Source organism: Variovorax paradoxus, assembly GCF_024734665.1.
Lineage (GTDB): Bacteria > Pseudomonadota > Gammaproteobacteria > Burkholderiales > Burkholderiaceae_C > Variovorax.
Window position 1 is genome coordinate 1,924,937 of record NZ_CP102931.1, and the last position, 22,722, is coordinate 1,947,658.

Annotated in this window: 19 protein-coding genes; 9 read left to right on the forward strand and 10 right to left on the reverse strand. The window is 67.7% G+C overall.

All coding sequences use genetic code 11. The annotated features are described in order from the left end of the window. Window positions 1-28: 28 nt before the first annotated feature. Together NWF24_RS08965 and NWF24_RS08970 are read right to left on the reverse strand one after the other, a co-directional pair. Window positions 29-919, reverse strand: coding sequence for an SMP-30/gluconolactonase/LRE family protein (locus NWF24_RS08965; RefSeq protein ID WP_258353882.1), 891 nt, complete (start codon window positions 917-919; stop codon window positions 29-31). Continuing rightward, the gene (locus tag NWF24_RS08970; protein WP_093051367.1) at window positions 909-1,724 is read right to left on the reverse strand and encodes an NAD-dependent epimerase/dehydratase family protein; all 816 of its coding nucleotides are present in this window, start codon (window positions 1,722-1,724) and stop codon (window positions 909-911) included. Before NWF24_RS08970 ends, NWF24_RS08965 begins: the two co-directional genes overlap by 11 nt. Window positions 1,725-1,948: 224 nt before the next feature. Between NWF24_RS08970 and NWF24_RS08975 the strand changes: the two genes are divergently transcribed. The 7 genes from NWF24_RS08975 to NWF24_RS09005 all read left to right on the forward strand — a co-directional run bounded on the left by NWF24_RS08975 (window position 1,949) and on the right by NWF24_RS09005 (window position 9,202). Next, a complete protein-coding gene (locus NWF24_RS08975; RefSeq protein ID WP_258353883.1) occupies window positions 1,949-2,815 on the forward strand; it encodes a FadR/GntR family transcriptional regulator in 867 nt (288 codons plus the stop codon). A 112-nt stretch (window positions 2,816-2,927) separates the two neighbouring features. Next, on the forward strand, window positions 2,928-3,926 hold the full coding sequence (locus tag NWF24_RS08980; protein ID WP_258353884.1) for a Bug family tripartite tricarboxylate transporter substrate binding protein: 999 nt from the start codon (window positions 2,928-2,930) through the stop codon (window positions 3,924-3,926). 52 nt (window positions 3,927-3,978) lie between these two features. Next, window positions 3,979-4,890 (forward strand): 5-dehydro-4-deoxyglucarate dehydratase, encoded by a 912-nt coding sequence (gene kdgD / locus NWF24_RS08985; RefSeq protein ID WP_258353885.1) that lies wholly within the window; start codon window positions 3,979-3,981, stop codon window positions 4,888-4,890. A 45-nt stretch (window positions 4,891-4,935) separates the two neighbouring features. After that, on the forward strand, window positions 4,936-5,385 hold the full coding sequence (locus NWF24_RS08990; protein ID WP_258353886.1) for a nuclear transport factor 2 family protein: 450 nt from the start codon (window positions 4,936-4,938) through the stop codon (window positions 5,383-5,385). Window positions 5,386-5,390: 5 nt separating this feature from the next. Further along, window positions 5,391-6,377, forward strand: coding sequence for a Bug family tripartite tricarboxylate transporter substrate binding protein (locus tag NWF24_RS08995; protein WP_258353887.1), 987 nt, complete (start codon window positions 5,391-5,393; stop codon window positions 6,375-6,377). A 16-nt stretch (window positions 6,378-6,393) separates the two neighbouring features. After that, the gene (gene gudD, locus NWF24_RS09000) at window positions 6,394-7,755 is read left to right on the forward strand and encodes a glucarate dehydratase (protein ID WP_258353888.1); all 1,362 of its coding nucleotides are present in this window, start codon (window positions 6,394-6,396) and stop codon (window positions 7,753-7,755) included. A gap of 10 nt (window positions 7,756-7,765) precedes the next feature. Further along, on the forward strand, window positions 7,766-9,202 hold the full coding sequence (locus NWF24_RS09005; protein ID WP_093077759.1) for an aldehyde dehydrogenase family protein: 1,437 nt from the start codon (window positions 7,766-7,768) through the stop codon (window positions 9,200-9,202). A gap of 7 nt (window positions 9,203-9,209) precedes the next feature. Here NWF24_RS09005 and NWF24_RS09010 read toward each other — a convergent pair whose 3' ends face one another. Beyond that, window positions 9,210-10,763, reverse strand: a complete 1,554-nt coding sequence (locus tag NWF24_RS09010) for an ABC transporter permease/substrate-binding protein (RefSeq protein ID WP_258353889.1) — start codon at window positions 10,761-10,763, stop codon at window positions 9,210-9,212. Between the two features lie 111 nt (window positions 10,764-10,874). On the opposite strand from NWF24_RS09010, the gene NWF24_RS09015 reads away from it, so the two are divergent. Further along, on the forward strand, window positions 10,875-11,939 hold the full coding sequence (locus NWF24_RS09015) for an ROK family protein (protein WP_258353890.1): 1,065 nt from the start codon (window positions 10,875-10,877) through the stop codon (window positions 11,937-11,939). Between the two features lie 12 nt (window positions 11,940-11,951). Here the strand turns inward: NWF24_RS09015 and NWF24_RS09020 are convergent, their stop codons facing one another. From NWF24_RS09020 to NWF24_RS09045, 6 genes are all read right to left on the reverse strand, one after another. Next, window positions 11,952-13,694: an Ig-like domain-containing protein gene (locus tag NWF24_RS09020; RefSeq protein WP_258353891.1), complete on the reverse strand. Its 1,743-nt coding sequence runs from the start codon at window positions 13,692-13,694 to the stop codon at window positions 11,952-11,954. Window positions 13,695-13,899: 205 nt separating this feature from the next. Continuing rightward, window positions 13,900-15,429, reverse strand: a complete 1,530-nt coding sequence (locus tag NWF24_RS09025; protein ID WP_258353892.1) for an efflux transporter outer membrane subunit — start codon at window positions 15,427-15,429, stop codon at window positions 13,900-13,902. A gap of 15 nt (window positions 15,430-15,444) precedes the next feature. Then, window positions 15,445-16,572: an ABC transporter permease gene (locus NWF24_RS09030; protein WP_258353893.1), complete on the reverse strand. Its 1,128-nt coding sequence runs from the start codon at window positions 16,570-16,572 to the stop codon at window positions 15,445-15,447. Window positions 16,573-16,583: 11 nt separating this feature from the next. Further along, window positions 16,584-17,720, reverse strand: coding sequence for an ABC transporter permease (locus NWF24_RS09035; RefSeq protein WP_093177011.1), 1,137 nt, complete (start codon window positions 17,718-17,720; stop codon window positions 16,584-16,586). A 5-nt stretch (window positions 17,721-17,725) separates the two neighbouring features. Next, window positions 17,726-19,516, reverse strand: coding sequence for an ATP-binding cassette domain-containing protein (locus tag NWF24_RS09040; RefSeq protein ID WP_258353894.1), 1,791 nt, complete (start codon window positions 19,514-19,516; stop codon window positions 17,726-17,728). Further along, a complete protein-coding gene (locus tag NWF24_RS09045) occupies window positions 19,516-20,529 on the reverse strand; it encodes an HlyD family efflux transporter periplasmic adaptor subunit (protein ID WP_258353895.1) in 1,014 nt (337 codons plus the stop codon). Before NWF24_RS09045 ends, NWF24_RS09040 begins: the two co-directional genes overlap by 1 nt. 100 nt (window positions 20,530-20,629) lie before the next feature. Here NWF24_RS09045 and NWF24_RS09050 point away from each other — a divergent pair, with 100 nt between their 5' ends. After that, window positions 20,630-21,319: a TetR/AcrR family transcriptional regulator gene (locus NWF24_RS09050; protein ID WP_258353896.1), complete on the forward strand. Its 690-nt coding sequence runs from the start codon at window positions 20,630-20,632 to the stop codon at window positions 21,317-21,319. On the opposite strand, the gene NWF24_RS09055 is transcribed toward NWF24_RS09050, so the two are convergent. Then, window positions 21,297-22,676 (reverse strand): phospholipase D-like domain-containing protein, encoded by a 1,380-nt coding sequence (locus NWF24_RS09055; protein WP_258353897.1) that lies wholly within the window; start codon window positions 22,674-22,676, stop codon window positions 21,297-21,299. The two genes, NWF24_RS09050 and NWF24_RS09055, sit on opposite strands and share 23 nt — an antisense overlap. Window positions 22,677-22,722 lie beyond the last annotated feature (46 nt).

Sequence of the window (22,722 nt, forward strand, 5' to 3'; positions counted from 1 at the left end):
CTCTTGCTTGGTGGTTGTCGAAAAAAGGTCAGGCGCCGAACGTCGGCTCCGGAACGCCCTGGGCGCCGGGCCGCAGGGCGAATACGCCGCCGGCCAATGGCTGGTCCGACAGGTCGATGCCGCCGGGTCGTATGGAGGTGACGAACAGGGTGTCGAGGGCCGGGCCGCCGAAGGCGCACATCGCGGGCTTCTTCACCGGCACTTCGAGCGAGCGGTCGAGCCGGCCGTCGGGCGTGAAGCGGTGCACCAGGCCGGCGTCGTTGCCGCAGATCCAATAGCAGCCGTCGGTGTCCATGGCGGCGCCGTCGGGGCGGCCGGGCAGGGGCTTCATGTCGATGAAGAGGCGGCGGTTGCTTGGCGTGCCGGTTTCCGTGTCGTAGTCGAAGACCCAGACGGCTTGCACCGTGGGGTGCGAATCCGAGAGATACATCGTGCGGCCGTCGGGGCTGAAGGCCAGGCCGTTGGGCACGATGAAGTCGTCCAGGCGCAGGGTTGCCTTGTCGTCGTTCTTGCTGTAGCTGTAGAGGCGGCCGACGCGTGCGCCCGCCGCCATGTCGAGCAGCATCGTGCCGGCCCAGAAGCGGCCCTGGCGGTCGCAGCGGCCGTCGTTGAAGCGCATGGCCGGGGCCGCATGTTCGACCGAGGCGAGCGAGGTGGCGGCCAGCGTGCCGTCGGCCTGCGGCTTCAGCGAGAACAGGCCGCTCTCCATGCCGGCGATCCATTCGCCCGGTGCGTCGGCACGCGGCGCGATGCACGCGATCATTTCGTTCGCGGTCCACTTTGCATGGCCTTCGCCCGCATGCCAGCGGTTCAGCGTGCGCGCGGGAATATCGACCCAGTAGAGCGCCTGTTCGACCGCATGCCACACCGGGCTTTCGCCGGTGCCGTTGCGTGCGTCGAGAACGAGTTCAGCGTTCATCGCCGAATGGGCCCTGGGCCGTGAAGGCGCCGCCCTGGTAGATCGCATTCGGATCGGTCGGCGCGACGGGCGGCTGTGCCTCGACCTTGTCGCGGAACACCTCCGAGCTGTCCTGCGGCACGAAGCCCAGGTGCGCGGCCGCGCTGTTGTCCCACCACACGTCGCGGTTGTTCGACATGCCGTAAACCACGGTGTGCTTCACGTCGGGCGTGAACAGCGACTTCTCGATCAGCGAGGTCAGGTCGCGGTAGCTGAGCCAGGTGCTCATCATCCGGCGGTTGGCCGGCTCGGGAAACGACGAGCCGATGCGGATGCTCACGGTCTCGATGCCCCAGCGGTCGAAGTAGAACTGCGCCATGTCCTCGCCGAAGGACTTCGACAGACCGTAGTAGCCGTCGGGCCGGCGTACGGCATGCGCGTCGATGTGCTCGCTCTGCTTGTAGAAGCCGATCACGTGGTTGGAGCTCGCAAACACCACGCGCTTCACACCATGGCGGCGCGCAGCCTCGTACACGTTGAAGATGCCCTTGATGTTGGCCTCGAGGATTTCCTCGAACGGGCGCTCGACCGAGACGCCGCCCAGGTGGACGATGGCGTCGCAGCCTTCGAGCAGCGCATGCACCGCGGCCTTGTCGGAAAGATCGCAGGGCACGACTTCCTCGCTCGCATCGGCGGCCGGAGCCAGCGAGGCGATGTCCGACAGGCGCAGCACGTTCGCATACGGCTTGAGCCGCTCGCGCAGCACCTTGCCCAGGCCGCCGGCCGCGCCGGTCAGGAGGAGGCGGTTCATCTTGTTGTCGTTCATCGTTGCCTGTCCATACACGGAAGAGTCATGGTTTCCGAGGGCTCGCCGTCACGGTGCTTTTCTGAAAGCGGCCGGTACGATGCCGACGGAGCAAGGTCGAAAGGGCGCTGCATGTCGGTGCCGTGGAGACCGGAAAGCCGCTGGCGGAATGGCCGGCGGCGCCAGGAGTTGAGTGATAAGTTATCTGTTGTCGTACAACTAGTTTGAGGATTATCATCGTGGCCATGGTTCAGACGACTGCGGGTAATCCCTTGATATCGGAAGCGGAAGCGCCGGCAGAAGCGGCGTCCGCCGCTTTCGTGGGCCGCCCGCGCCAGCGCGCACGCGGCTTGGCGCATGGGCTGGTGGAAGACCTGGGCGAGAAGATCCGCAACCAGTCGCTGCGCCCCGGCGACAAGCTGCCGACCGAGTCGGCCATCATGCAGGCCTATGGCGTGAGCCGCACCGTGGTGCGCGAGGCGCTGTCGAAGCTGCAGGCTGGCGGGCTGGTCGAGACGCTGCACGGCGTGGGCACCTTCGTGTTGCAGCCGCGTGCGGGCGGGGTGTTTCGCCTTGACCCGGGCGAGATCGCCGCTTCGGTTGACGTGCTGGCCGTGCTGGAACTGCGCATCAGCCTGGAGACCGAATCAGCCGGCCTTGCCGCCACCCGCCGCACCGACGAGCAACTGGTCGCCATGCGCCAGGCGCTAGACGACTTCGAGCACAACGTGGCGGTGGCAGGGGATACGGTGGCGCCCGACTTCCGCTTTCACCTGCAGATCGCGCAGTCGACCGGCAACCCGTATTTCGCCGACATCATGCGGCACCTGGGCACCACGCTCATTCCGCGCACGCGCATCAGCGCCATCCGAACGCACGAGGGCGGCGGCGCGCCTTATCTGAGCCGCGTCAATCGCGAGCACGAAGAAATCTATGCGGCCATCGCGCGTCGCGATCCCGAGTCGGCGCGCGCTGCCATGCGCATCCACCTGACCAACAGCCGCGAGCGGCTGCGCATGGCGCAAGAGGCCGCGCAGCAGAAGGCGAAGGCCGATGCGGCCGCCGGCACGGGTGCCGCCGCACCGTCGCCTGACGACGCTCCCTCCCGCTGAGTTTTTCTTGTCCGGCACGCTGGACAAGTTGTTTTTCTAGTTGTACGATGACTGATAACTCGCGCGGGCAGCCGTGCGCAGTCATGACGACCATCGAACAACAGGAGACAGCATGTCCATCAACCGACGCGGCGCACTTGGCGCTGCACTGGCCACGACGCTGGCCGCCAGCCTGCCTCTGCGCGCCATTGCGCAGGGCACGCAGGGCGGCACCGGCAACTGGCCCTCGAAGCCGATCAGGATCATCGTTCCGTACCCGCCGGGCGGCTCGTCCGACATCATTGCGCGGGCCATCAGCCAGCCGCTGTCGGAGGCGCTGGGCCAGTCGGTAATCATCGACAACCGCGCGGGCGCCAACGGCAACCTCGGCGCCGACCTGCTGGCCAAGGCGCCGGCCGACGGCTACACGCTGATGCTGTGCGACCTCGGCGCGCTGGCCATCAGCCCGTCGCTGTACCCCAAGCTGCCTTTCGATCCGTCGAAGGACCTGCGCAGCGTGTCCATGCTGGCCTATTCGCCGCACCTGCTGGTGGTGCACCCCTCGGTGCAGGCCAGCACGCTGAAGGAACTGGTCGAGCTCTCGAAGAAAAGCGATCTCAACTTTGCCGTTACCGCCAGCGGCAGCACCGCGCATCTGGCGGGCATCGAGCTGCAGCGCAAGGTCGGCGCCAAGTGGGAATACGTGCCCTACAAGGGCGGCGTGCAGGCCGTGCTCGACACCGTGTCGGGCCAGACGCAGGTGCTCATGAACGGCATGCTCGCCACCTACCCGCAGGTGCAGGCCGGCAAGCTCAAGCTGATTGCCGTGTCCAAGGCCACACGCATGCCGCTGATCGGCAACGTGCCGACCATCGCGGAGCAGGGCGCGCCCGGCTACGAGTCGGGCACCTGGCAGGGCGTGGTCGCGGCGCGCGGCGTGCCCGACGCGGTGATCGCCCGGCTCAACAAGGAACTGGTTCGCATCATCCGCACGCCCGACATCCGGGCCCGCCTCGCGGGACAGGGCGCGGAGGTCGTGACCATGACCGCGCCGGAGCAAGACCAGTTCTTCGCCAAGGAGCGCGCGCGCTGGGCGCAAGTCATCAAGGAAGCCAACGTCAGGCTCGACTGACCGGCTGCTTCACCCCTTTTTCTTTTTTCAAATCTTCACTGGACGATTCCCGATGAACCCGCAAGAACTCAAGACCATCATGGGCTCCGGCCTGCTCTCGTTTCCGCTGACCGACTTCGACAGCAACGGCGACTTCAACCCGGCGGGCTATGCCAAGCGCCTCGAATGGCTCGCCCCCTACGGCGCGAGCGCGCTGTTCGCGGCCGGCGGCACGGGCGAGTTCTTCTCGCTCACCGGCGAGGAGTACCCCGGCATCATCAAGACCGCAGTGGACACCTGCCGCGGCGTGGTGCCGATCATTGCCGGCGCCGGTGGTCCCACGCGCTTTGCCATCCAGTGCGCGCAGGCTGCAGAGAAGGCCGGCGCGCACGGCATCCTGCTGCTGCCGCACTACCTCACCGAAGCCGGCCAGGAAGGCCTGGCCGCGCACGTGGAAGCCGTGTGCAAGAGCGTGAAGTTCGGCGTGATCGTCTACAACCGCGCCACCAGCCGCCTGAAGCCCGACACGCTGGCCGGCCTGGCCGAGCGCAACCCCAACCTCGTCGGCTTCAAGGACGGCGTGGGCGACATCGAAGCCATGGTCGCCATCTACCAGAAGATGGGAGACCGCTTCGCCTACCTGGGCGGCCTGCCCACGGCGGAGGTCTATGCCGCCGCATACAAGGCAATGGGCACACCGGTGTATTCGTCGGCCGTCTTCAACTTCATTCCGAAGACCGCCATGGATTTCTACAAGGCCGTGGCCGCCGACGACCTGCCGACGCAGCACCGCCTGCTGAAGAACTTCTTCATGCCCTACCTCGAGCTGCGCAACCGCGTCCCTGGCTATGCGGTGAGCATCGTCAAGGCCGGCGCAAAGATCGTCGGCCATGACGCAGGCCCCGTGCGTGCACCGCTCACCGACCTGAAGCCCGCGGAGATGGAACAGCTGAAGGCGCTGATCGACGCGCTCGGCCCGCAGTAAGCCCGCAGCGTCGAACACCACAAACAACAACGGAGACAAGACGCCATGTTCCTCAAGAAACTTTTCCTGATCGCCGCTTCGGCAGCCCTGTTCTCGGCCTGCTCAATGATGCCCGCGGGCAGTGCGGTATCGGCCGCGCCCGAGGTGGCTGCCGCCGCCGAACGCCTGCGCATCGCGATGGTCGACCCGACCCCCGCCGCACTCGGCGCGCTGGTGTCCGACGACCTGAGCTACGGCCACTCGGGCGGCAAGGTCGACACCAAGGCCAGCTTCATCAGCGACCTGCTCGACGGCAAATCCGACTTCGTGTCCATCGCCATCACCGAGCAGACCATCAAGGTGGTCGATGCCAACACGGCCATCGTGCGCCACACGCTCACGGCCGACACCAACGACTCGGGCAAGCCCGGCAAGGTGGCGCTGAAGATCCTCGGCGTCTGGCAGAAGCAAGGCGGAAGCTGGAAGCTGCTCGCCCGCCAGGCCGTGAGGATCTAGTCCGCATGACGAAGAGACTCCTTCTTGCCGCGGCCCTTGCGGCTGCCTCGGCCGCGTTGCTGCCTCTGCATGCCTCGGCGCAAGCCGATGCATGGCCGCAGCAGAAGCCGGTGACCATCATCGTGCCGTTCCCGGCCGGTGGCTCCACCGACATGGTGGCGCGCGCAATCGCGCTGCAGATGCAGACCAAGCTCGGCGGCAGCTTCGTCGTCGACAACCGGCCTGGCGCCACAGGCACCATCGGCACCGGCTTCGTCAAGCGCGCGGCGCCTGACGGCTACACGCTGCTGGTGTCCTCGCTCGGCGCCTTCGTCGTCACGCCGCACCTGCAGAAGAGCGTGCCCTACGACGCAACCAAAGACTTCGACTACATCAGCGTTCCCGTGCAGGCGCCCAATGTGCTCGTCGCCAACGTCGCGCGGCCCGAGCACACGGTGGCCGACGTGCTGGCGCTGCTGCGCAAGACGCCGGGCAAGGTCTCGTTCGCGAGCTCGGGCAATGGTTCGTCAGACCACCTCTCGGCGGAACTCTTCTGGCAGCAGACCAAGACCGAAGGCGTGCACGTGCCCTACAAGGGTGGTGCGCCAGCGGTCAACGACCTGCTGGGCAACCAGGTCGACTTCTCGTTCCAGAACGTGAATGCCGTGCTGCCGCACATCCGCGCGGGCAAGCTGCGCGCCATTGCGGTCACTGGCGACAAGCGCTCGCCCGTGCTGCCCGACGTGCCCACGCTGGCCGAAGCCGGCGTGAAGGGCGCAGAGGTCTACTCCTGGCAAGGCATGGCTGCGCCCAAGGGCCTGCCGCCTGCCGTGAAGAAGAAGCTGAGCGACGCCGCGATCGCCGCCATGCAAGACCCCGAGACGAAGAAGCGCATGCTCGACCAGGGCCTGGAAATCGTCGCCAGCACGCCTGAAGAATTCACCGCCTTCCAGTTGCGCGAATGGGCGCGATGGAAGACATTGATCGACACCCGCCACATCACCGCAGACTGAGGCACCGAGCCCGAAGATGACAAGTCCTGAATCCGTTGTTTCCAAAGTCGTGTCGGGCGCACCCGTCGTCACCGGCATGCGCGTGGTTCCCGTCGCGGGCCACGACAGCATGCTGATGAACCTCAGCGGCGCGCACGGCCCGTTCTTCACGCGCAACCTGCTGATCCTGACCGACAGCGCCGGCCATACCGGCGTGGGCGAAGTGCCCGGCGGCGAGAAGATCCGCCAGACGCTCGAAGACGCGCGCGGCCTCATCGTCGGCCAGCCCATCGGCCGCCACAACGCGGTGCTCAACAGCCTGCGCAGCGCCTTCGCGGGCCGCGACAGCGGCGGCCGCGGCCAGCAGACCTTCGACCTGCGCGTGACCATCCATGCGGTGACGGCCGTCGAGGCCGCGCTGCTCGACCTGCTCGGCCAGTTCCTCGAAGTGCCCGTGGCGGCCCTGCTCGGCGAAGGCCAGCAGCGCGACGCGGTGCAGATGCTCGGCTATCTCTTCTACGTGGGCGACCGCAAGAAGACCGATCTGCCGTACGAGAGCGCCCCCAACGCCGACAACGACTGGTTCCGCCTGCGCCACGAAGAAGCCATGACGCCCGAAGCCATCGTGCGCCTGGCCGAGGCCACGCATGCGCGCTACGGCTTCACCGACTTCAAGCTCAAGGGCGGCGTGCTGCGCGGCGAGGAAGAAGTAGAGGCGATCCGGGCGCTGCACGAGCGCTTTCCGAAGGCGCGGGTCACGCTCGATCCGAACGGCGGCTGGCTGCTGCAGGACGCGATCCGCCTGTGCCGCGACCTGCACGGCGTGATGGCCTATGCCGAAGACCCGTGCGGTGCCGAAGGCGTGTTCTCCGGCCGCGAGGTAATGGCCGAGTTCCGCCGTGCCACGGGCCTGCCGACCGCCACCAACATGGTCGCCACCGACTGGCGCGAGATGGTGCACAGCCTCTCTCTGCAGTCGGTCGACATTCCGCTGGCCGATCCGCATTTCTGGACCATGCAGGGCTCGGTGCGCGTGGCGCAGCTGTGCCAGGCCTGGGGCCTGACCTGGGGCTCGCATTCGAACAACCACTTCGACGTGTCGCTGGCGATGTTCACGCACGTGGCGGCGGCCGCGCCGGGCAAGGTAACTGCCATCGACACGCACTGGATCTGGCAGGACGGCCAGCGCCTGACGAAGGTGCCATTGCAAATCGAAGGCGGCTTCGTTAGGGTGCCGACGCGTGGTGGCCTTGGCATCGAACTCGACATGGACGAAGTCGAGAAGGCGCACCAGCTGTACCTGAAGCATGGCCTTGGCGCGCGCAACGACGCGCAGGCAATGCAATACTTGATTCCCAACTGGACTTTCGACAACAAGCGACCGTGCATGGTCCGCTGAAGGAAACCTCATGCAGAACTTCGACAACCTCATTGCTGGCGAATGGCGTGCCGGCGCAAGCTACAGCCCCAACGTCAACCCGAGCAACCTGTCCGATGTGCTCGGCCAGTACACGCAGGGCGATGCCGCTCATGTCGACGCCGCCGTGGCAGCCGCCACCGCGGCGTTCCCGGCCTGGGCCACGGGCAGCGTGCAGGCCCGCTCCGACGCGCTCGACAAGATCGGCAACGAGATTCTTGCGCGCAAGGAAGAGCTGGGCACGCTGCTGGCGCGCGAAGAAGGCAAGACCAAGGCCGAAGGCATTGGCGAGGCCACGCGCGCGGGCCAGATCTTCAAGTTCTTCGCGGGCGAATGCCTGCGGCTGTCGGGCGAGTTGCTGCCTTCGGTGCGCCCCAACATCGGCGTGGAAATCACGCGCGAGCCGGTCGGCGTGGTCGGGCTCATCACGCCGTGGAACTTTCCCATTGCCATTCCCGCGTGGAAGATCGCACCGGCATTGGCCTTCGGCAACTGCGTGGTGCTCAAGCCCGCCGACCTCGTGCCGGGCAGCGCATGGGCGCTGAGCGAGATCATCAGCCGCTCGGGCATTCCGGCCGGCGTGTTCAACCTCGTGATGGGGCGCGGCAGTGTGATCGGCGAGGCGCTGGTCAACCACCCCGGCATTCATGCGATCAGCTTCACCGGCTCGGTGGGCGTGGGCCGCAACATCGCGATCCAGTGCGTCACCAAGCACAAGAAGGTGCAGCTCGAAATGGGCGGCAAGAACCCGCAGGTGATTCTTGATGACGCCGACCTCGCGCAGGCCGTCGAGCTCAGCGTGCAGAGCGCTTTCTATTCGACCGGCCAGCGCTGCACGGCCTCGAGCCGGCTCATCGTCACCGAAGGCATCTACCCGAAGTTCATTGCCGCCATGAAGGAACGCATGGCGAAGATCAAGGTGGGCGATGCGCTCGCGCAAGGCACCGACGTGGGCCCGGTCTCGTCGAAGTCGCAGCTCGAGCAAGACCTGAACTACATCGAGATCGGCCAGAGCGAAGGTGCCACGCTGGCCGCAGGCGGCGAACGCCTGAAGTTGGAGACCGACGGCTACTACATGTCGCCAGCCCTCTTCAGCGAATCGGCCGCGGCCATGCGCATCAACAAGGAAGAGATCTTCGGCCCGGTGGCGAGCGTGATCCGCGTGAAGAACTACGAAGAGGCGCTGGCCACGGCGAACGACACCGAGTTTGGCCTGTCGGCCGGCATCGCCACCACTTCGCTGAAGTACGCCACGCACTTCAAGCGCCACAGCCAGGCCGGCATGGTGATGGTCAACCTGCCGACTGCCGGCGTGGACTATCACGTGCCGTTCGGTGGCCGCAAGGGCAGCAGCTATGGCCCGCGCGAGCAGGGCCGTTATGCGCAGGAGTTCTTCACGACGGTGAAGACGGCCTACACGCTGGCCTGATCTTCATTCAGGCGGGTGGCAGCGAGCTCGGCGGGGCTCGTCGCCTGCGCCGCATCAGGTACTCCACGAGTTCGAAGATCCCTTCGCTCAACAGCGCCAATGCGGCTGCCGGCAGTGCGCCCGCCACAAGCAGTTCGCGGTCGTTGAGCGCCAGCCCCGTCACGATGCGCTCTCCGAAACCACCCGCGCCGATGAAGGCCGCGATGGTCGCCGTGCCGATGGCAATCGCCGTGGCGGTGCGCACGCCCGCCAGCAAGGTGGGCAACGCCAGCGGCAGCAGCACCAGCTGAAGGCTCTGCGGCGGCGTCATGCCGAGCGCGGTGCCGGCCAGCCGCAGGCCGTTGGGCACTTCGGCCAGACCCGTCACCGTGTTGCGCATGATCGGCAACAGCGAATAGAGCGTGAGCGCAATCAGCGCGGGCAGGGCGCCGATGGCGCCGAGCATCGAGATCAGCACGGCCAGCAGCGCGAGCGAGGGCACGGTCTGCAGCAGGCTCGCCAAACCAAGCACCACCGCGCGCAGCCGCACATGTGGAAACACCAGGATCGCGATGGGCACGCCGATCAGGATGGCGATGCCGACCGACAGCGCCACCAGCACCAGGTGCTGGCGCGCGAGCTTCCACAGGTCGGGCCCGAACAGCTTGGCCATGAAGCCGCGACGCGCTTCCTGCGGCTGCGCCTTCGCATCCTTGCCCGTGTTCGCCAGGAAGTCGCGCGCGATCACGTCGAAGGGCACGCTCTGCAGCTCGGCGCGCGCGTTCATCGCGATCATCGCGTGCTCGTCGACCTTGCCTTCGAGCGTCTGCAAAGCGGCCCAGGCCTTGGGCAGTCGCGTGGGCAGGTCGAGTTTGTAGAGCACCACGGCGTCGTAGCGCGGAAAGTACTTCTTGTCGTCTTCCAGCACGCGCAGGCCGAGGTGATCGATCTTGGCGTCGGTGGTGTAGATGTCGATCACGTCGATCTGCTTGGCAGCCACCGCGTCGTAGGCCAGCCCGTGGTCGAGGCCGGTCGGCACCTGCGTGAAGCCGTAGCGATCGGCCAGGCCCTTCCATCCGTCCGCGCGGCCGATGAATTCATTCGACAGGCCGAGCTTGAGTTCGGGGTGCTTCGCCAGGTCGCTCAGCGTGCGCAGGCCCAGCCGCTCTGCATCGGGCGCGCGCACCGCGAGCGCGTAGCCGTCGTTGAAGCCCAGCGGAATGGCCACGCCCAGGCCCATCGGCGCGAGCGCCGCGTTCATGGCCTCGCGCGTGTTGGCCGGCGAGCCCTTGAGGATTTCGAGCGCGATGGTGCCGGTGTATTCGGCGTACATGTCGATGGCGCCCGAGCGCAGCGCCTCGTAGACGATGGCCGTGTTGCCCAGCCCCTGCCGCACGACGGGCGGCGATGCGGTATGCGGTGCCGCCGTCTGCGCCAGCAGTTCGGCCAGGATGTACGACTCGGTGAAGCGCTTGGAGCCGACGCGCAGCGTTTCGTCCGCGGCCCGCGCGGGGCCGGACGCGGCAAGCCAGGCAAGGGCGAACAACAGGGCGGCGCGCCAGAGGCTGCGGGGCAGATGCATCCGGGCCAGTGTATAGACATCGCCCCGTTCGGCGTACCCGTCAATCTCCTACACGCCGTGGTGCGCGGTGCCGATGCGGCGGGCTGCCGATAGGCCCCACAGTCGATAGTCATGAAGACCCAACCCAGGAAAGACAAGCTCCCCGGCCCCGACGTCCACGGCCTGCGCGAACTGCCGGGCGTGCAGGTAGACGGCTACAGCCTGCAGCTGCGCGACAAGGACGGCTTCGTCGGCGACCAGGCCAGCCAGACGGCCTTCCGCGAACTGCTCGAACGCTGGCGCAAGCGCCGCCGCAGGAAGGGAAAAGACCCGCTGGGCCTCTCGCATTCGCGCGACCTGAGCAAGAAGGAGCTCGACCGGGCGCTGCAGGAAAAGAAGGCGTCCGAAGCCACCGACGTGATGCATGCAGCCATCGAGGAGTTCGCGCAGGAGCTGGCCTTCGTGATCCAGCGCTTCATGCGCCAGCCTTCGTGGCAGAAGGTGCAGCGCATCGTGATCGGCGGCGGCTTTCCCGAGAGCGACGCGGGCGAGCGCGCCATCCTGCAGGCCGGCGCCATCCTCGAAGAGATGGGCCTGCACGTGCAGATCGGCCGCCTCTCGCACGACGTGGACGACGGCGGCCTGATCGGCTGGGCGCACCTCGTGCCGCCCCACATGCTGAAGGGGCACGACGCGATCCTCGCGGTGGACATCGGCGGCACCAACGTGCGCTGCGGCATCGTGAAGACGCGCCACCGCAAGGCGCCCGATTTCTCGCTCGCGGAGGTGGTGCGCCGCGAGAAGTGGCGCCATGCGGACGAAGACCCCAACCGCGGCGGCATGGTCGATCACATCGCCGGCATGCTCGAAGACATGGTGCGCTACAGCGAGCGCAAGAAGATTCGTCTCGCACCCTTCGTTGGCATCGGCTGCCCGGGCCTGATCCGGCAGGACGGCTCGATTGCGCGCGGCGCGCAGAACCTGCCCGGCGACTGGGAAGGCCACGCCTTCCACTTGCCGAGCCAGCTGTGGCGCCGCATGCCGATGATGGGCTCCGGCCCGACGCTGGTGCTGATGCACAACGACGCAGTGGTGCAGGGCCTGAGCGAGCTACCCTTCATGCGCGACGTGCGGCACTGGGGCGTGCTGACCATCGGCACGGGGCTGGGCAACGCGAGCTTCACCAACCGGCCCTGAGGCCAGGCTGCATTACAGGTCTTCGGGTCGCAGGCCTTCGATGCGCATGCTGGCCGAGACGGTGGCGACGTTGCCTGCCGCATCGATGGCGCGCACTTCGATGTTCGCGGCGCCGGGCCTCTTCGGCGTCCAAGCGCAGACGTACGGCGCGGCGCGCAGCGTGCACGCGGTCTTGCCGTCGACGACGAACTTCAGCTCGGCCACGGCTACGTTGTCGGATGCCGTAGCGGAAAGCCTTGTCGCCATGCCTACCGCGGCGGTCGGCGGCGGGGCCAGCGCAACTGTCGGCGCCACCGTGTCGGAAGGCGGATTGACGATCACGTTGGCAGAGGCCACGGCGGAGTTGCCAGCCGCATCGATCGCGACCACGCGAATCGTCTGCACGCCGGGCGCGGTCGGCGTCCAGCTGCAGGTGTAGGGCGGGGCGGTGAAGGTGCAGATCGGGATGCTGTCCCGGCCCAGCACCTTGACGCCCCACACGCCTGCGTTGTCCACCACGGCCGGCGCGATGGTGGTGGGTTGGCCCACTACTGCCATGGAAGGCGCGGCCAGCGAAACGGTCGGCGGCGTCGCGTCGGTGCCGCCGAGCGCCAGGTCGATGGTGAACATCGGCTGGCCCTGCACGGCCTTCTGCTCGAACGCATCGAAGATGGTAAACCAGCTCGCACCGGGCGCGCGGTTGGCGGCGCGCGCCTTGACCAGCAGTGTTGTCTTGCCGACGGCGAAGCAGCTGAAGCCGCAGTTCCAGTCGAACACGAAGCGGCCCGACGCATCGGCCACGCCGGTTACCAGCATGACCAGCGGCTTGCCGGCCCCGGGGTCACGCCACACCGACACCTGCGCGCCGGGCAGCGCGGCGCCGGTGTCTCGGTCGGTCACGCGCACCTGGGTGCCGGTGGTGGCCGCCATGAACTTCGAGCTGCCGAGCTTGGGCCAGTCGGTCCAGTCGGTGTCGATGTTGGCCTTGGTGCCGGCCGTGAAGCGGATCATCTCCAGCGTGGCGATGCGGTTGGCCGCAGGGTCGCGGCGCTGCTCGAAGACGGTGCCCAGCAGCGGGTCGAGCCGCCAGTGCTGGCGCGTCCACCAGTAGCGGTCGTTGTCGTTGGCCAGCGCGAGGTCTGTGATGGGCGCCACGCCGGTGGTGTCCGCCACCGCGACGCCGTTGTAGTACTCGCCCGCGCCGGCGCCGAACACATGCTCCAGTTCGTGCAGCAGGGTCTTGAGCTGGCGGCCGAGGTAGTCCTTCTCGGTGGACTCGGGCGCGCCGGGGCTGGGCGCGCGCGACAGGCGTAGCGGGTCGTGGATGGCGATCCAGTTCAGGTTCCAGGTCACGCCTTTCTGCGGAAAGGTCCAGCTGGTAGAGAGCCCGCCGTGGCTATAGCCGCGGGTGGACTTCGAGATGCACACCACCACTTCACCGTTGACCAGGCCGCTGTAGCTGCACTGCGGGGCGGTGGCGGGCGCGGCGAGCTGCAGGTCGGCTGTGGGGTCGAAGGCAAAGCTGCGCACCGTCTCGCGCGTGAACACCGTGTTGACGTCGGCCACGTACTGCGCGAGCCGGCGGGCGGCTTCGGCGGGGCCGATGTCGGTGGCCAACTCGGGGTCGACGATGAATTTCAGGCGATGGGTGCTGGGGGCGGCCCGGCCGACTTCGTCCATTGCGGCGAAGGCGGGCACCATTCCAGAAAGCGCGAACAGAGCTGGTAGCACGAACGCCAGACTCGCGAATGCACGCAGCGAGAAGAAAGCTCGCATCGGTTTTCCCCCGGGGCAGGGGCGCAGGACTCAAACGGATGACGCCTCGGTCGGCCTTTTCAGGAGCCGGGCCCAGGCGGGCTGCCCCGCAATGCAGGGGGTGCCGGAAGATCCGTTCGCGTCTGCCCGATGACGAATCAGTAGGCAGGCAGGCTTGTCAATCCCGGAAACCGGTGGGTATTTTAGTCTACATGTTCGGCTTGTTTCAATTGTGTTGCGTTTGTGCTTCTGACGCCACAGTGTTACCACCCAGTGCCTTGTAGACCGCCACCAGGCCCACCGAGAGGCGGCTGGTGCTCTGTGCCTGGTCGCGTCGCGCCTGCAGCAAGCTGCGGCGCGCATCGAGTTCAGCGCCGAAGTCGGTGAGCCCGCCTTTGTAGCGAGCCGCCGCCAGCACCAGCGCATCGCGGCTGCGGCGTTCGCGCTCGGCCAGCTCGGCCTGGCGCTGGCCCTCGGCGGCGTAGGCGCTGAGCGCCGAATCGATCTCGTGCCAGGCCTTGAGCACGGTCTGCTGAAACGCCACGGCCGCTTCCTGCTGCTGCAGCTCGCGCAGTTCGATGGTGGCGCGGCGGCGGCCGTTGTCGAAGATCGGCAGGCTGATCGACGGGCCCACCTGCCACTGCCGGCTGCCCCAGTCGCCGAAGCGCTCGCTGCCCACCGATTCGTAGCCGAAGCCGGCGCCCAGCGTCACGCGTGGATAGAGGTCGGCCACGGCCACGCCGATGCGGGCTGTGGCGGCGTGCAGTTGTGCCTCGGCGGCCGCGATGTCGGGGCGGCGGCGTGCGAGCTCGGCGGGCAGGCCCAGCGTGAGTGCGGGCAGCGCGGGGGCGTCGAGCGTGTCGCCAGTGGAGGTGTCTGCCAGCTCGGTGTTCAGCGCGCCCGGCGCGGCTCCAGCCAGCAGCGTGATGCGGTTCATTGCATCGGCTTCCTGCTGCAGCAGCGCGGGAATGCGTGCGCGCAGTTCGGCCACCAGCGCACGCTGGCGCACCGGGTCCAGGTCGGTGACGAGGCCGCCGTCGGCGCGCGCCTGCACCAGTTCGAGAGATTCGGCTGCCGCCGCGATGTCGGCGCGCGCGATGCGCAGTTCGCGCTGCGTGCCGCGCAGCTCGAAATAATTGCGCGCCAGTTCGGCCTGCACGCTGAGCCGGGCCTGCTGCAGCAGCGCAGCCGATGCGCTCGTGTCGGCATCGGCCGCCTCGATGGCGCGACGCACGCGGCCCCACAGGTCGATTTCCCACGAGGCGTCGAAGCCGGCCTGATAGAGGTTGTAGGGCTCGCTGAGCGTGCGGATGAGCTGGTCGCGGTTGGAGACCGACGAACCCAGCGCATCGATCATCCGCGTGGCGGCGCCGCTCTCGCTCTGGCGCTGCCGGGTGACGCCGGCGCTCGCATTCAGCTGTGGCCCCTGCTGGGCTGCGGTGGTGGTGCGCTGCACGCGGCTTTGCGCGAAGCGCAGGGCGGCGGTCTGCAGGTCGGGGTTGCTCGCGAGCACCATGGCTTCGAGGCGGTCGAGTACCGGATCGTTGAAGGCCCTCCAGTCGCCAGATGCGACGCCGCCAACAGAACCTTGCCGCTCCGCGCCGAGCAGCGCGGGTGAACCGCCATGCCATGCAGACCAGTCGGTGGGCGCGCGGGCTTCGGCTGGCTTGTGGTCGGGCCCTACGGCGCAGCCGGCAAGAATGAAAGCGAGAGAGAGCGTGGCCGCGGCGGAAGAAAGAGGAAATGGAAGGGGCATGACGTGCTCCCGTTTTCAGACAAGACGATTGCGGAACAGCCAGGCCGCCAGCGGCAGCGTGACGGCGGCGATGACGGCAAGCGGAATCAGGTTGTGCCAGACCGTGCCCAGCCCCACGCCTTCGAGGTACACGCGCTGCACCAGGTCGATGGCAAAGCGCAGCGGGTTGGCCAGCGTTGCTACCTGCAGCGCGTGCGGCATGTTGCGCACCGGCGTGGTCAGGCCCGACAGCAGCATCAGCGGCATCAGCAGCACGAAGGCATAGAGCATGGCCTGCTGCATGTTGGCCGACACGGCTGAAATCGACAGCCCGATACCCACGCTCGCCACCGTGAAGAACAGCAGCCCCGTGTACAGCGTGACGAGCGAGCCCGCCATCGGAATGCCGAACCAGAAGAGCGCCACCAGCAGGATCAGCGACGACTGCACGAGCCCCACCAGCACAGGCGGCAGCGCCTTGCCGATCATGATTTCGAGCGGCGACATTGGCGTTACCAGCAGCTGGTCGAAGGTGCCTTGCTCGCGCTCGCGCGCCACCGACAGCGCGGTGAGCAGCAGCGTCTGCAGCATGCTGAGCGCGGCGATCATGCCGGGCAGCAGGTTCCAGCGCGTCTCCAGGTTCGGGTTGAACCACGCGCGCGATTCCACGACCAGCGGCGACGGCGGTGCGCCCACGCGCGTGCGCAGCTCGGCGTTGTAGCGCTCGACCACCGCACTCACGTAGCCGGCCGCCGAGCCCGCGGTGTTGGAGTTGCGCGCATCGAGGATCAGCTGGATGGCCGCCGTCTGCCCCGCGCTGAGCTGCTGCTCGAAGTTCGCGGGTATCTGGATGACGAGCAGCGCCTTCTCGGTGTCGATCACCTCGCGGATGTCGGCCTGCGAGTGCAGCGTGGCCACGCGGTGGAACACGCCGGTGCTGTCGAGGTGTGCGATCAGCTCCGTCGAGGCACCGTTGCGGCTCTGGTCGAGCAGCGCATAGGGCACGTTGGTGAGGTCGTAGGTCGCGCCGTAGCCGAAGACCAGGCTCTGCATGATCGCCGGTGCGATCAGGATGGCGCGCGTGGCCGGGTCCTTGAGGATCGTCAGCAGCTCCTTGCGGCAGAGGTTGGCAACGCGCAGGAAGAAGTCGATGAGGGCGTTCATGGCCGGGGCTTTCAGTCGAGGCTCTTGCGCGTTACAGCGCGCGCCACCAGCAGCAGGCCCACCGCATACGCCATCAGGATCGCGCAGTTGCGCCAGATCAGCGGCCAGACGTCGCCCGCGAGGAACAGCGTCTTGATCAGGTCCATGAAGTAGGTGGCCGGCAGCAGGTGGCCGATCACCCACACGGCAGTGGGCACGTTGCGCAGGTCGAAGAGGAAGCCCGACAGCATCATCGAGGGCATGAAGGTCGCGATCAGCGCCACCTGGCTCGCGAGAAACTGGTTGCGCGTGACCGACGAGATCACCAGGCCCAGGCTCACCGCCACGATCAGGTACAGCATCGAGCTGAACACCACCACCAGCAGCGAGCCGTACATGGGCACCGCGAAGAGGTAGCGCGCGGAGAGCAGGCACAGCGCAAGGCCCAGCATGCCGACCGCGAAGTACGGAATGATCTTGGCCAGCAGAATCTCGACGGGCCGCACGGGCGTGACGAACAGTGCCTCCAGCGTGCCGCGCTCCCACTCGCGCGCCATCACCAGCGCAGTGAGAAAGGCGCCGACCAGCGTCATGATGAGCACGATGAGTCCCGGCACCAGATACCAGGTGCTGGTGTTCGCGGCGTTGAACCACATGCGCTGCTCGACGGTGACGCTGCCGACGGGCGGGGCATCGGCGCCGGAGGCGTTGCCGCTCCTGTCCATCTGCCGAATTGCCGATTGCGCGAGGGCGCCTGTCACGTAGGCCTGGATGATGCTCGCGCGCCCCGCGTCGGAGCCGTGCACGATGAGCTGCACGCGCGCATTGCCGGCGGCGAGCGAGCGAGAGAAATCGGAAGGCACGCGCACGATGCCGTCGACCTTTCGTTCGCGCATCAGCTCTTCGGCGTCGTGCATCGAGCCCAGCAGCACCGGCGCGATGGTGGGCGAGAGCTGCAGGCCGGCGATGGCTTCGTGCGCGGTGGGCGAGGCGTCTTCCATCACCACCGCCACTGGCGCGTTCTTCACGTCGAGCGACATGCCGTAGCCGAAGATCAGGATCAGCACCATCGGCAGCAGGATGCCGATGGCCAGGTTGCTGCGGTCGCGCAGCAACTGGCGGAATTCCTTGCGCGTGAGGGAGATCAGGCGGGACCAGAAGCCGCTCATGCCGTTCATGCCGCCACCTCTTCCTTGCTCTTGTGCCGCGCCTTCTCGACGATGCCGATGAAGGCCTGCTCCATGTCGATGCGCCTGCCGCTGTCTTCCTCATCGCCAAGCGCCTGCGCGCGCACTTCCTGTGGCGTGCCGATGGCCAGCACCTTGCCCGCGTCCTGGATCACGATGCGGTCGCAGTATTCCGCCTCTTCCATGAAGTGCGTGGTGATGACGACCGTGGTGCCGCCTTCGGCCAGCGCCGTGATGCGTCGCCAGAATTCGCGGCGCGCGAGCGGGTCGGCGCCGCTGGTGGGTTCGTCGAGGAACAGGATCTCGGGCTCGTGCAGCAGGCCCGTGGCCATGGCCAGGCGCTGCTTGTAGCCGCCGGGCAACTGGCCGCTGGGCGAATCGAGCGAGTGGGCCAGGTCGAACTGGCGCAGCACCGTGTCCATGCGATCGCGCAGCTTTGCGCCGCGCAGGCCGTAGGCACCGCCGAAGAACGAGAGGTTCTCGCGCACCGTGAGGTTGCCGTAGAGCGCGAATTTCTGCGAGACATAGCCGATGCGCTGACGCGCCTGCGCGCGGGCATGCCGCAGATCGACGCCGGCCACGCGCAGCTGGCCTCCGCTGGCGGGCAGCAGGCCGCAGAGCATGCGGAAGGTGGTGGTCTTGCCCGCGCCGTTGGGCCCGAGCAGGCCGAAGATCTCGCCGCGCCGCACGGAGAAGCTGGTGCTGGCCACCGCCACGAAGTCGCCGAAGCGGCGAACGAGGTCCTTGACTTCGATGACCACTTCGCCGGGCTGGCCTGTGCTCGGTTGCGAAGTGGTCATGGCGGCTGCCGGGGTGGCGTCGGCGTTGGGCGATGGCTGCGCACGCAGCAGCGTCATGAAGCCGTCTTCGAGGCGCGGCGCGACTGGCTCGGTGTGTGCGCCCTCAAGCAATGCGTCGAGCCGCGCAGCGTCCGCCTCGTCGCGACGGATGAAGCGCACCTCGCCGCCTTGCGGCACCGCATCGATGATGTCCTGCCGCGCGTCGAGCAGCCGCGCCTGCAGCAACCGTGGTGGCTCACCGTCGGGCGGTGTTGCGATGAAGCAGAGGCCGTGTGCCCGGTCGCGCAGCTCGGCGGGCGCGCCCTGCGCCAGCAGCTTGCCGCCGTGCAGCACGAACACATGGCTGCAGCGCTCGGCCTCGTCGAGGTAGGCAGTGCTGACGATGACCGAGAGCTTTTCGTCGTCCACAAGCTGCTGCACGATCTGCCATAGCTCGCGGCGCGAGAGCGGGTCTACGCCCACGGTCGGCTCGTCGAGCAGCAGCAGGTCGGGCGAGCGCACCAGCGTGCAGGCCAGCCCGAGCTTCTGCTTCATGCCGCCAGAGAGCTTGCCGGCCGGGCGGTCGGTGAAGCGGCCGAGGTCGGTCATTTCCATCAGCCGCGCATAGCGTTCGCGCCGCTTGTCGCGGGGCACGCCGTGCAGGTCGGCGTAGAGGTCGAGGTTCTCTTGCACGCTCAGGTCGTCGTAGAGGCCGAAGCGCTGCGGCATGTAGCTGATGCGGTCCTGCACGGCCTGCGGATCGGCCGAGACGTCGATGCCGAGTACGCGAAGTTCGCCCGCGTCGGCGCGCATCAGGCCAGCCATGAGGCGCAGTAGCGTGGTCTTGCCGGCACCGTCTGGGCCGACCAGGGCGGTGAGCGTGCCGGTCGGCACTTCGAGCGATACGTCGTCGAGCGCGAGCACGGGCTCTTTCGACGCTTTCAGCAGGAAGCGCTTGTGCAGCGAGCGTCCGGCCACGGCCGGCCCGGTGGTGGTCATCAGGGCTTGCCGGTGGCGGGCGACAGCTGCAGCCGCACAGTGGCCGGCATGCCGAGCCGCAGCCGGTCTTGCGGGTCATCGACCATCACGCGAATTTCGTAGACGAGGCTGCTGCGCAGCTCCTCGGTCTGCACGGTCTTGGGCGTGAATTCAGCCACCGACGAGATGTAGCCGACCTTGCCCGCGATGGCTTCGCCGGGCTGGCTGTCGGTGCTTACGCGGGCCTCCTGCCCGGCGCGCACGCGGCCGAGGTCGGGCTCGGCCACATAGGCGCGCACCCACTTGGGATCGGTGATGGCGAGCGTGAAGGCCGGGCGCTGCGGCGAGGCCATGTCGCCTGGCTCGAGCAGGCGGGCGCGCACGACGGCGTCGATGGGCGCCTTGAGCTCGGCCTCGGTGAGCTGGTGGTTCATGAGCGCGAGCTCGGCGCGGGCCGATTCGAGCTGGGCTTGCGCCTGGCCGATGTCTTCCTTGCGCGGGCCGCTGACGACCAGTTGCTGCGCCTTGCGCGCGTTGTCGAGCTGCGCCAGCGCCACCTTGCGCCTGGCCTGTGCGCTGTCGAGGTCCTGCTGGCTCACGGCGCGGCCGGCCGTGGTGTTGCCGATGGCCTGCAGGCGAGCGAACTGCTGCTGTGCCAGATCGGCATCGGCCTGCGCGGCGGCTACCTGGGCCTTGGCCTGCGCCACTTCTTCGGGGCGGCTGCCGGTCTTCAGGCGCAGCAGGGCCTGTTCCTGCACGCCGATGCGTGCCTGCGACTGCGCCACGCGCAGTACCAGTGAGCGGGTGTCGAGCCGGCCGAGCACCTGCCCGGCGCGCACGCGGTCGCCTTCGCGCACCGCCAGCTCGGCCACGCGGTCGTTGGCATTGAAGGCCAGCGAGACCTGGCGCAGGTCGACGTTGCCGTACAGCACAAGCTGGTCGGAGGGCGTGGCGGAGTGGTGCGCGTACCACCAGCCGCCCACCGCCGCGACGATGGCCACGGCGGCGATGGCAATGAGGGGCTTCTTGTTCATGGCGTGTGTCCTGACTGGGCTGCGGCCCGGAAGTCGGCGCGATGATATCAAATTGAAATTTGAATTTGAAGTATTTTTTTGTTTGAGTTAGCCTCGGGGCATGGCAACCCGCACTCAGCGTACCGACGGCAACACCACGCGCCTGCACATCCTCGAAACCGCTGGCCGGCTGTTCGCGGCGCAAGGCTTCGCAGAAAGCACCAGCAAGGAAATCTGTACCCGCGCCGGCACCAACATGGCCGCCATCAACTACCACTTCGGCGGGCGCGACGGGCTCTACGAGGCGGTGCTGGTCGAGGCGCACAAGCAACTGGTGAGCCTCGACGAGCTGATGGCGCTGTCATTGGAGTCGACCGATCCGCGCCTGAAACTGCGCGCCTTTCTCACGCACATGCTCGAGATGAGCGCCCAGCCGAAGGCACCATGGGGGTTCCGCGTGGTGCTGCGCGAGGCGCTGTCGCCGTCGCCGGCCATGCCGGCGCTGATCCAGCGGGCTGTGCTGCCCAAGGCCAGGCTGATGCGCGGCATCGTCGGCGAGATCATGGGCCTGCCCGACGACCATCCCTCGGTGCAGCGCAGCCTGCTGCTCACGGTGCTGCCGTGCCTCGTGATGACGGTGGCGCCCAAGGACCTGAGCAGCAAGGTTCTGCCGGCCCTGAAGGACACGCAAGCCCTTGCCGAAGAAGTTGTGCGCTATGTGCTCGCGGGGCTCGATGCCGTGGCGAAGGAGGCAAAGGCCACCGAACCGCCCCAGGCGTCCACAACGCCTAAAGCTGGAAAGCGACGGTGAGCAGCAGCCCCTCGGCCACGTCGCGCATCAGCCCCGGGCGCCGCGCACGATAGGGCTCGCCAGCCGAGGCGGTGGTCTCGATCCACTCGGCCAGCCATTCGATGTCCTCACGGCCATAGAACACAACGGCTGCCTCGTGGTTCAGCAGCAGGCTGCGCAGGTCGAGGTTGATCGAGCCGCACATGGCGAGTTCGTCGTCCACCACCACGGCCTTGGCATGCGCCATGAACGGCAGCATGCTGAAGCTCACGCCCGCGCGTGCCAGGTCGCGCATGGCGCGCGCGCGTACGAAGTCGGCAAGGCGATGGTTCGACTGCGCGGGCATCGCGATGGTCACTTGCACGCCGCGCCGCGCGGCCAGCCGCAGTGCATCGCGCAGGCCGTCGCCGGGCACGAAGTAGGGCGTGATCGCAAGCACGCGATGCTCGGCGCGAAAGCAGGCGTCGATCAGCAGCGCATGTGCCGTGTCCTCTGTCTGGTCGGGGCCGCTCGGCAGGAACTGCGCCATCGCTGTGCCCGGCCCTTCGGGCACGTCGTCGGCCGTGATGGCACGGGCCTTTCGGCTGCGCACCGAGGCCCAGTCGTGGTCGAACTGGCGCGCCGCCGCCGCGGCCACGCTGCCATGCAGGTCGAAGGACAGGTCGCGCCAGGCCTCGGGGTGCTTGTCGTTGCCGGTGAAGTATTCGCCCGCGAGGTTGCGCCCGCCCGACCAGAGCCAGCCGTCGTCGGCAATGGTGAACTTGCGGTGGTTGCGCAGGTTGCGAGGGCCGATGCGGCGCAGGCTGAAGAAGGGGCGGAACACGGCCACCTCGCCACCTGCCACACGCAGCCGGTCGAAGTGATGGCGCGGCAGCGACAGCGCGCCGAAGCCGTCGAGCAGCACCCGCACCTTGATGCCCTCGCGCGCCCGCTTGGCGAGCCGGTCGATCACCGCGTGGCCGAGCGGATCGTCGCCGATGATGAAGGTGCACACGTCGATGCGCTCGCGCGCGCCGTCGATCACCTGCCACAGCGCATCGCGCGCGGCCTCGCCGTCGGCATGCATGCGGATCGCGCAGCGCCCCGGCGGCGCGAGACCGAAGCTTTCGATCAGGTCGGCGGCCCAGTGGCCCGGCGGCACAGAGCGCGGCGGCCTGGGCGAGCCTGCCGGGCGCAGCTTGCGCTGGCCGAACAGCAGGTACATCGGCAGGATGAAGTAGGGCATCAGCACCAGCCCCATGACCCAGGCGATGGCCGTGGTGGGGGCGCGCTGCTCGCGGCGCGCGCGCGTGGTCAGCACGTAGACCAGCAGCGCGAAAGTGACGACGAGAAAATGCTGCGAAGGAGAGGGCAGCCAGTCGAACTCTTTGGTCGGCATGGACCGATGATGCCTCAGCGTTGCGGGCTGTGCCTTCAGTGTCCCT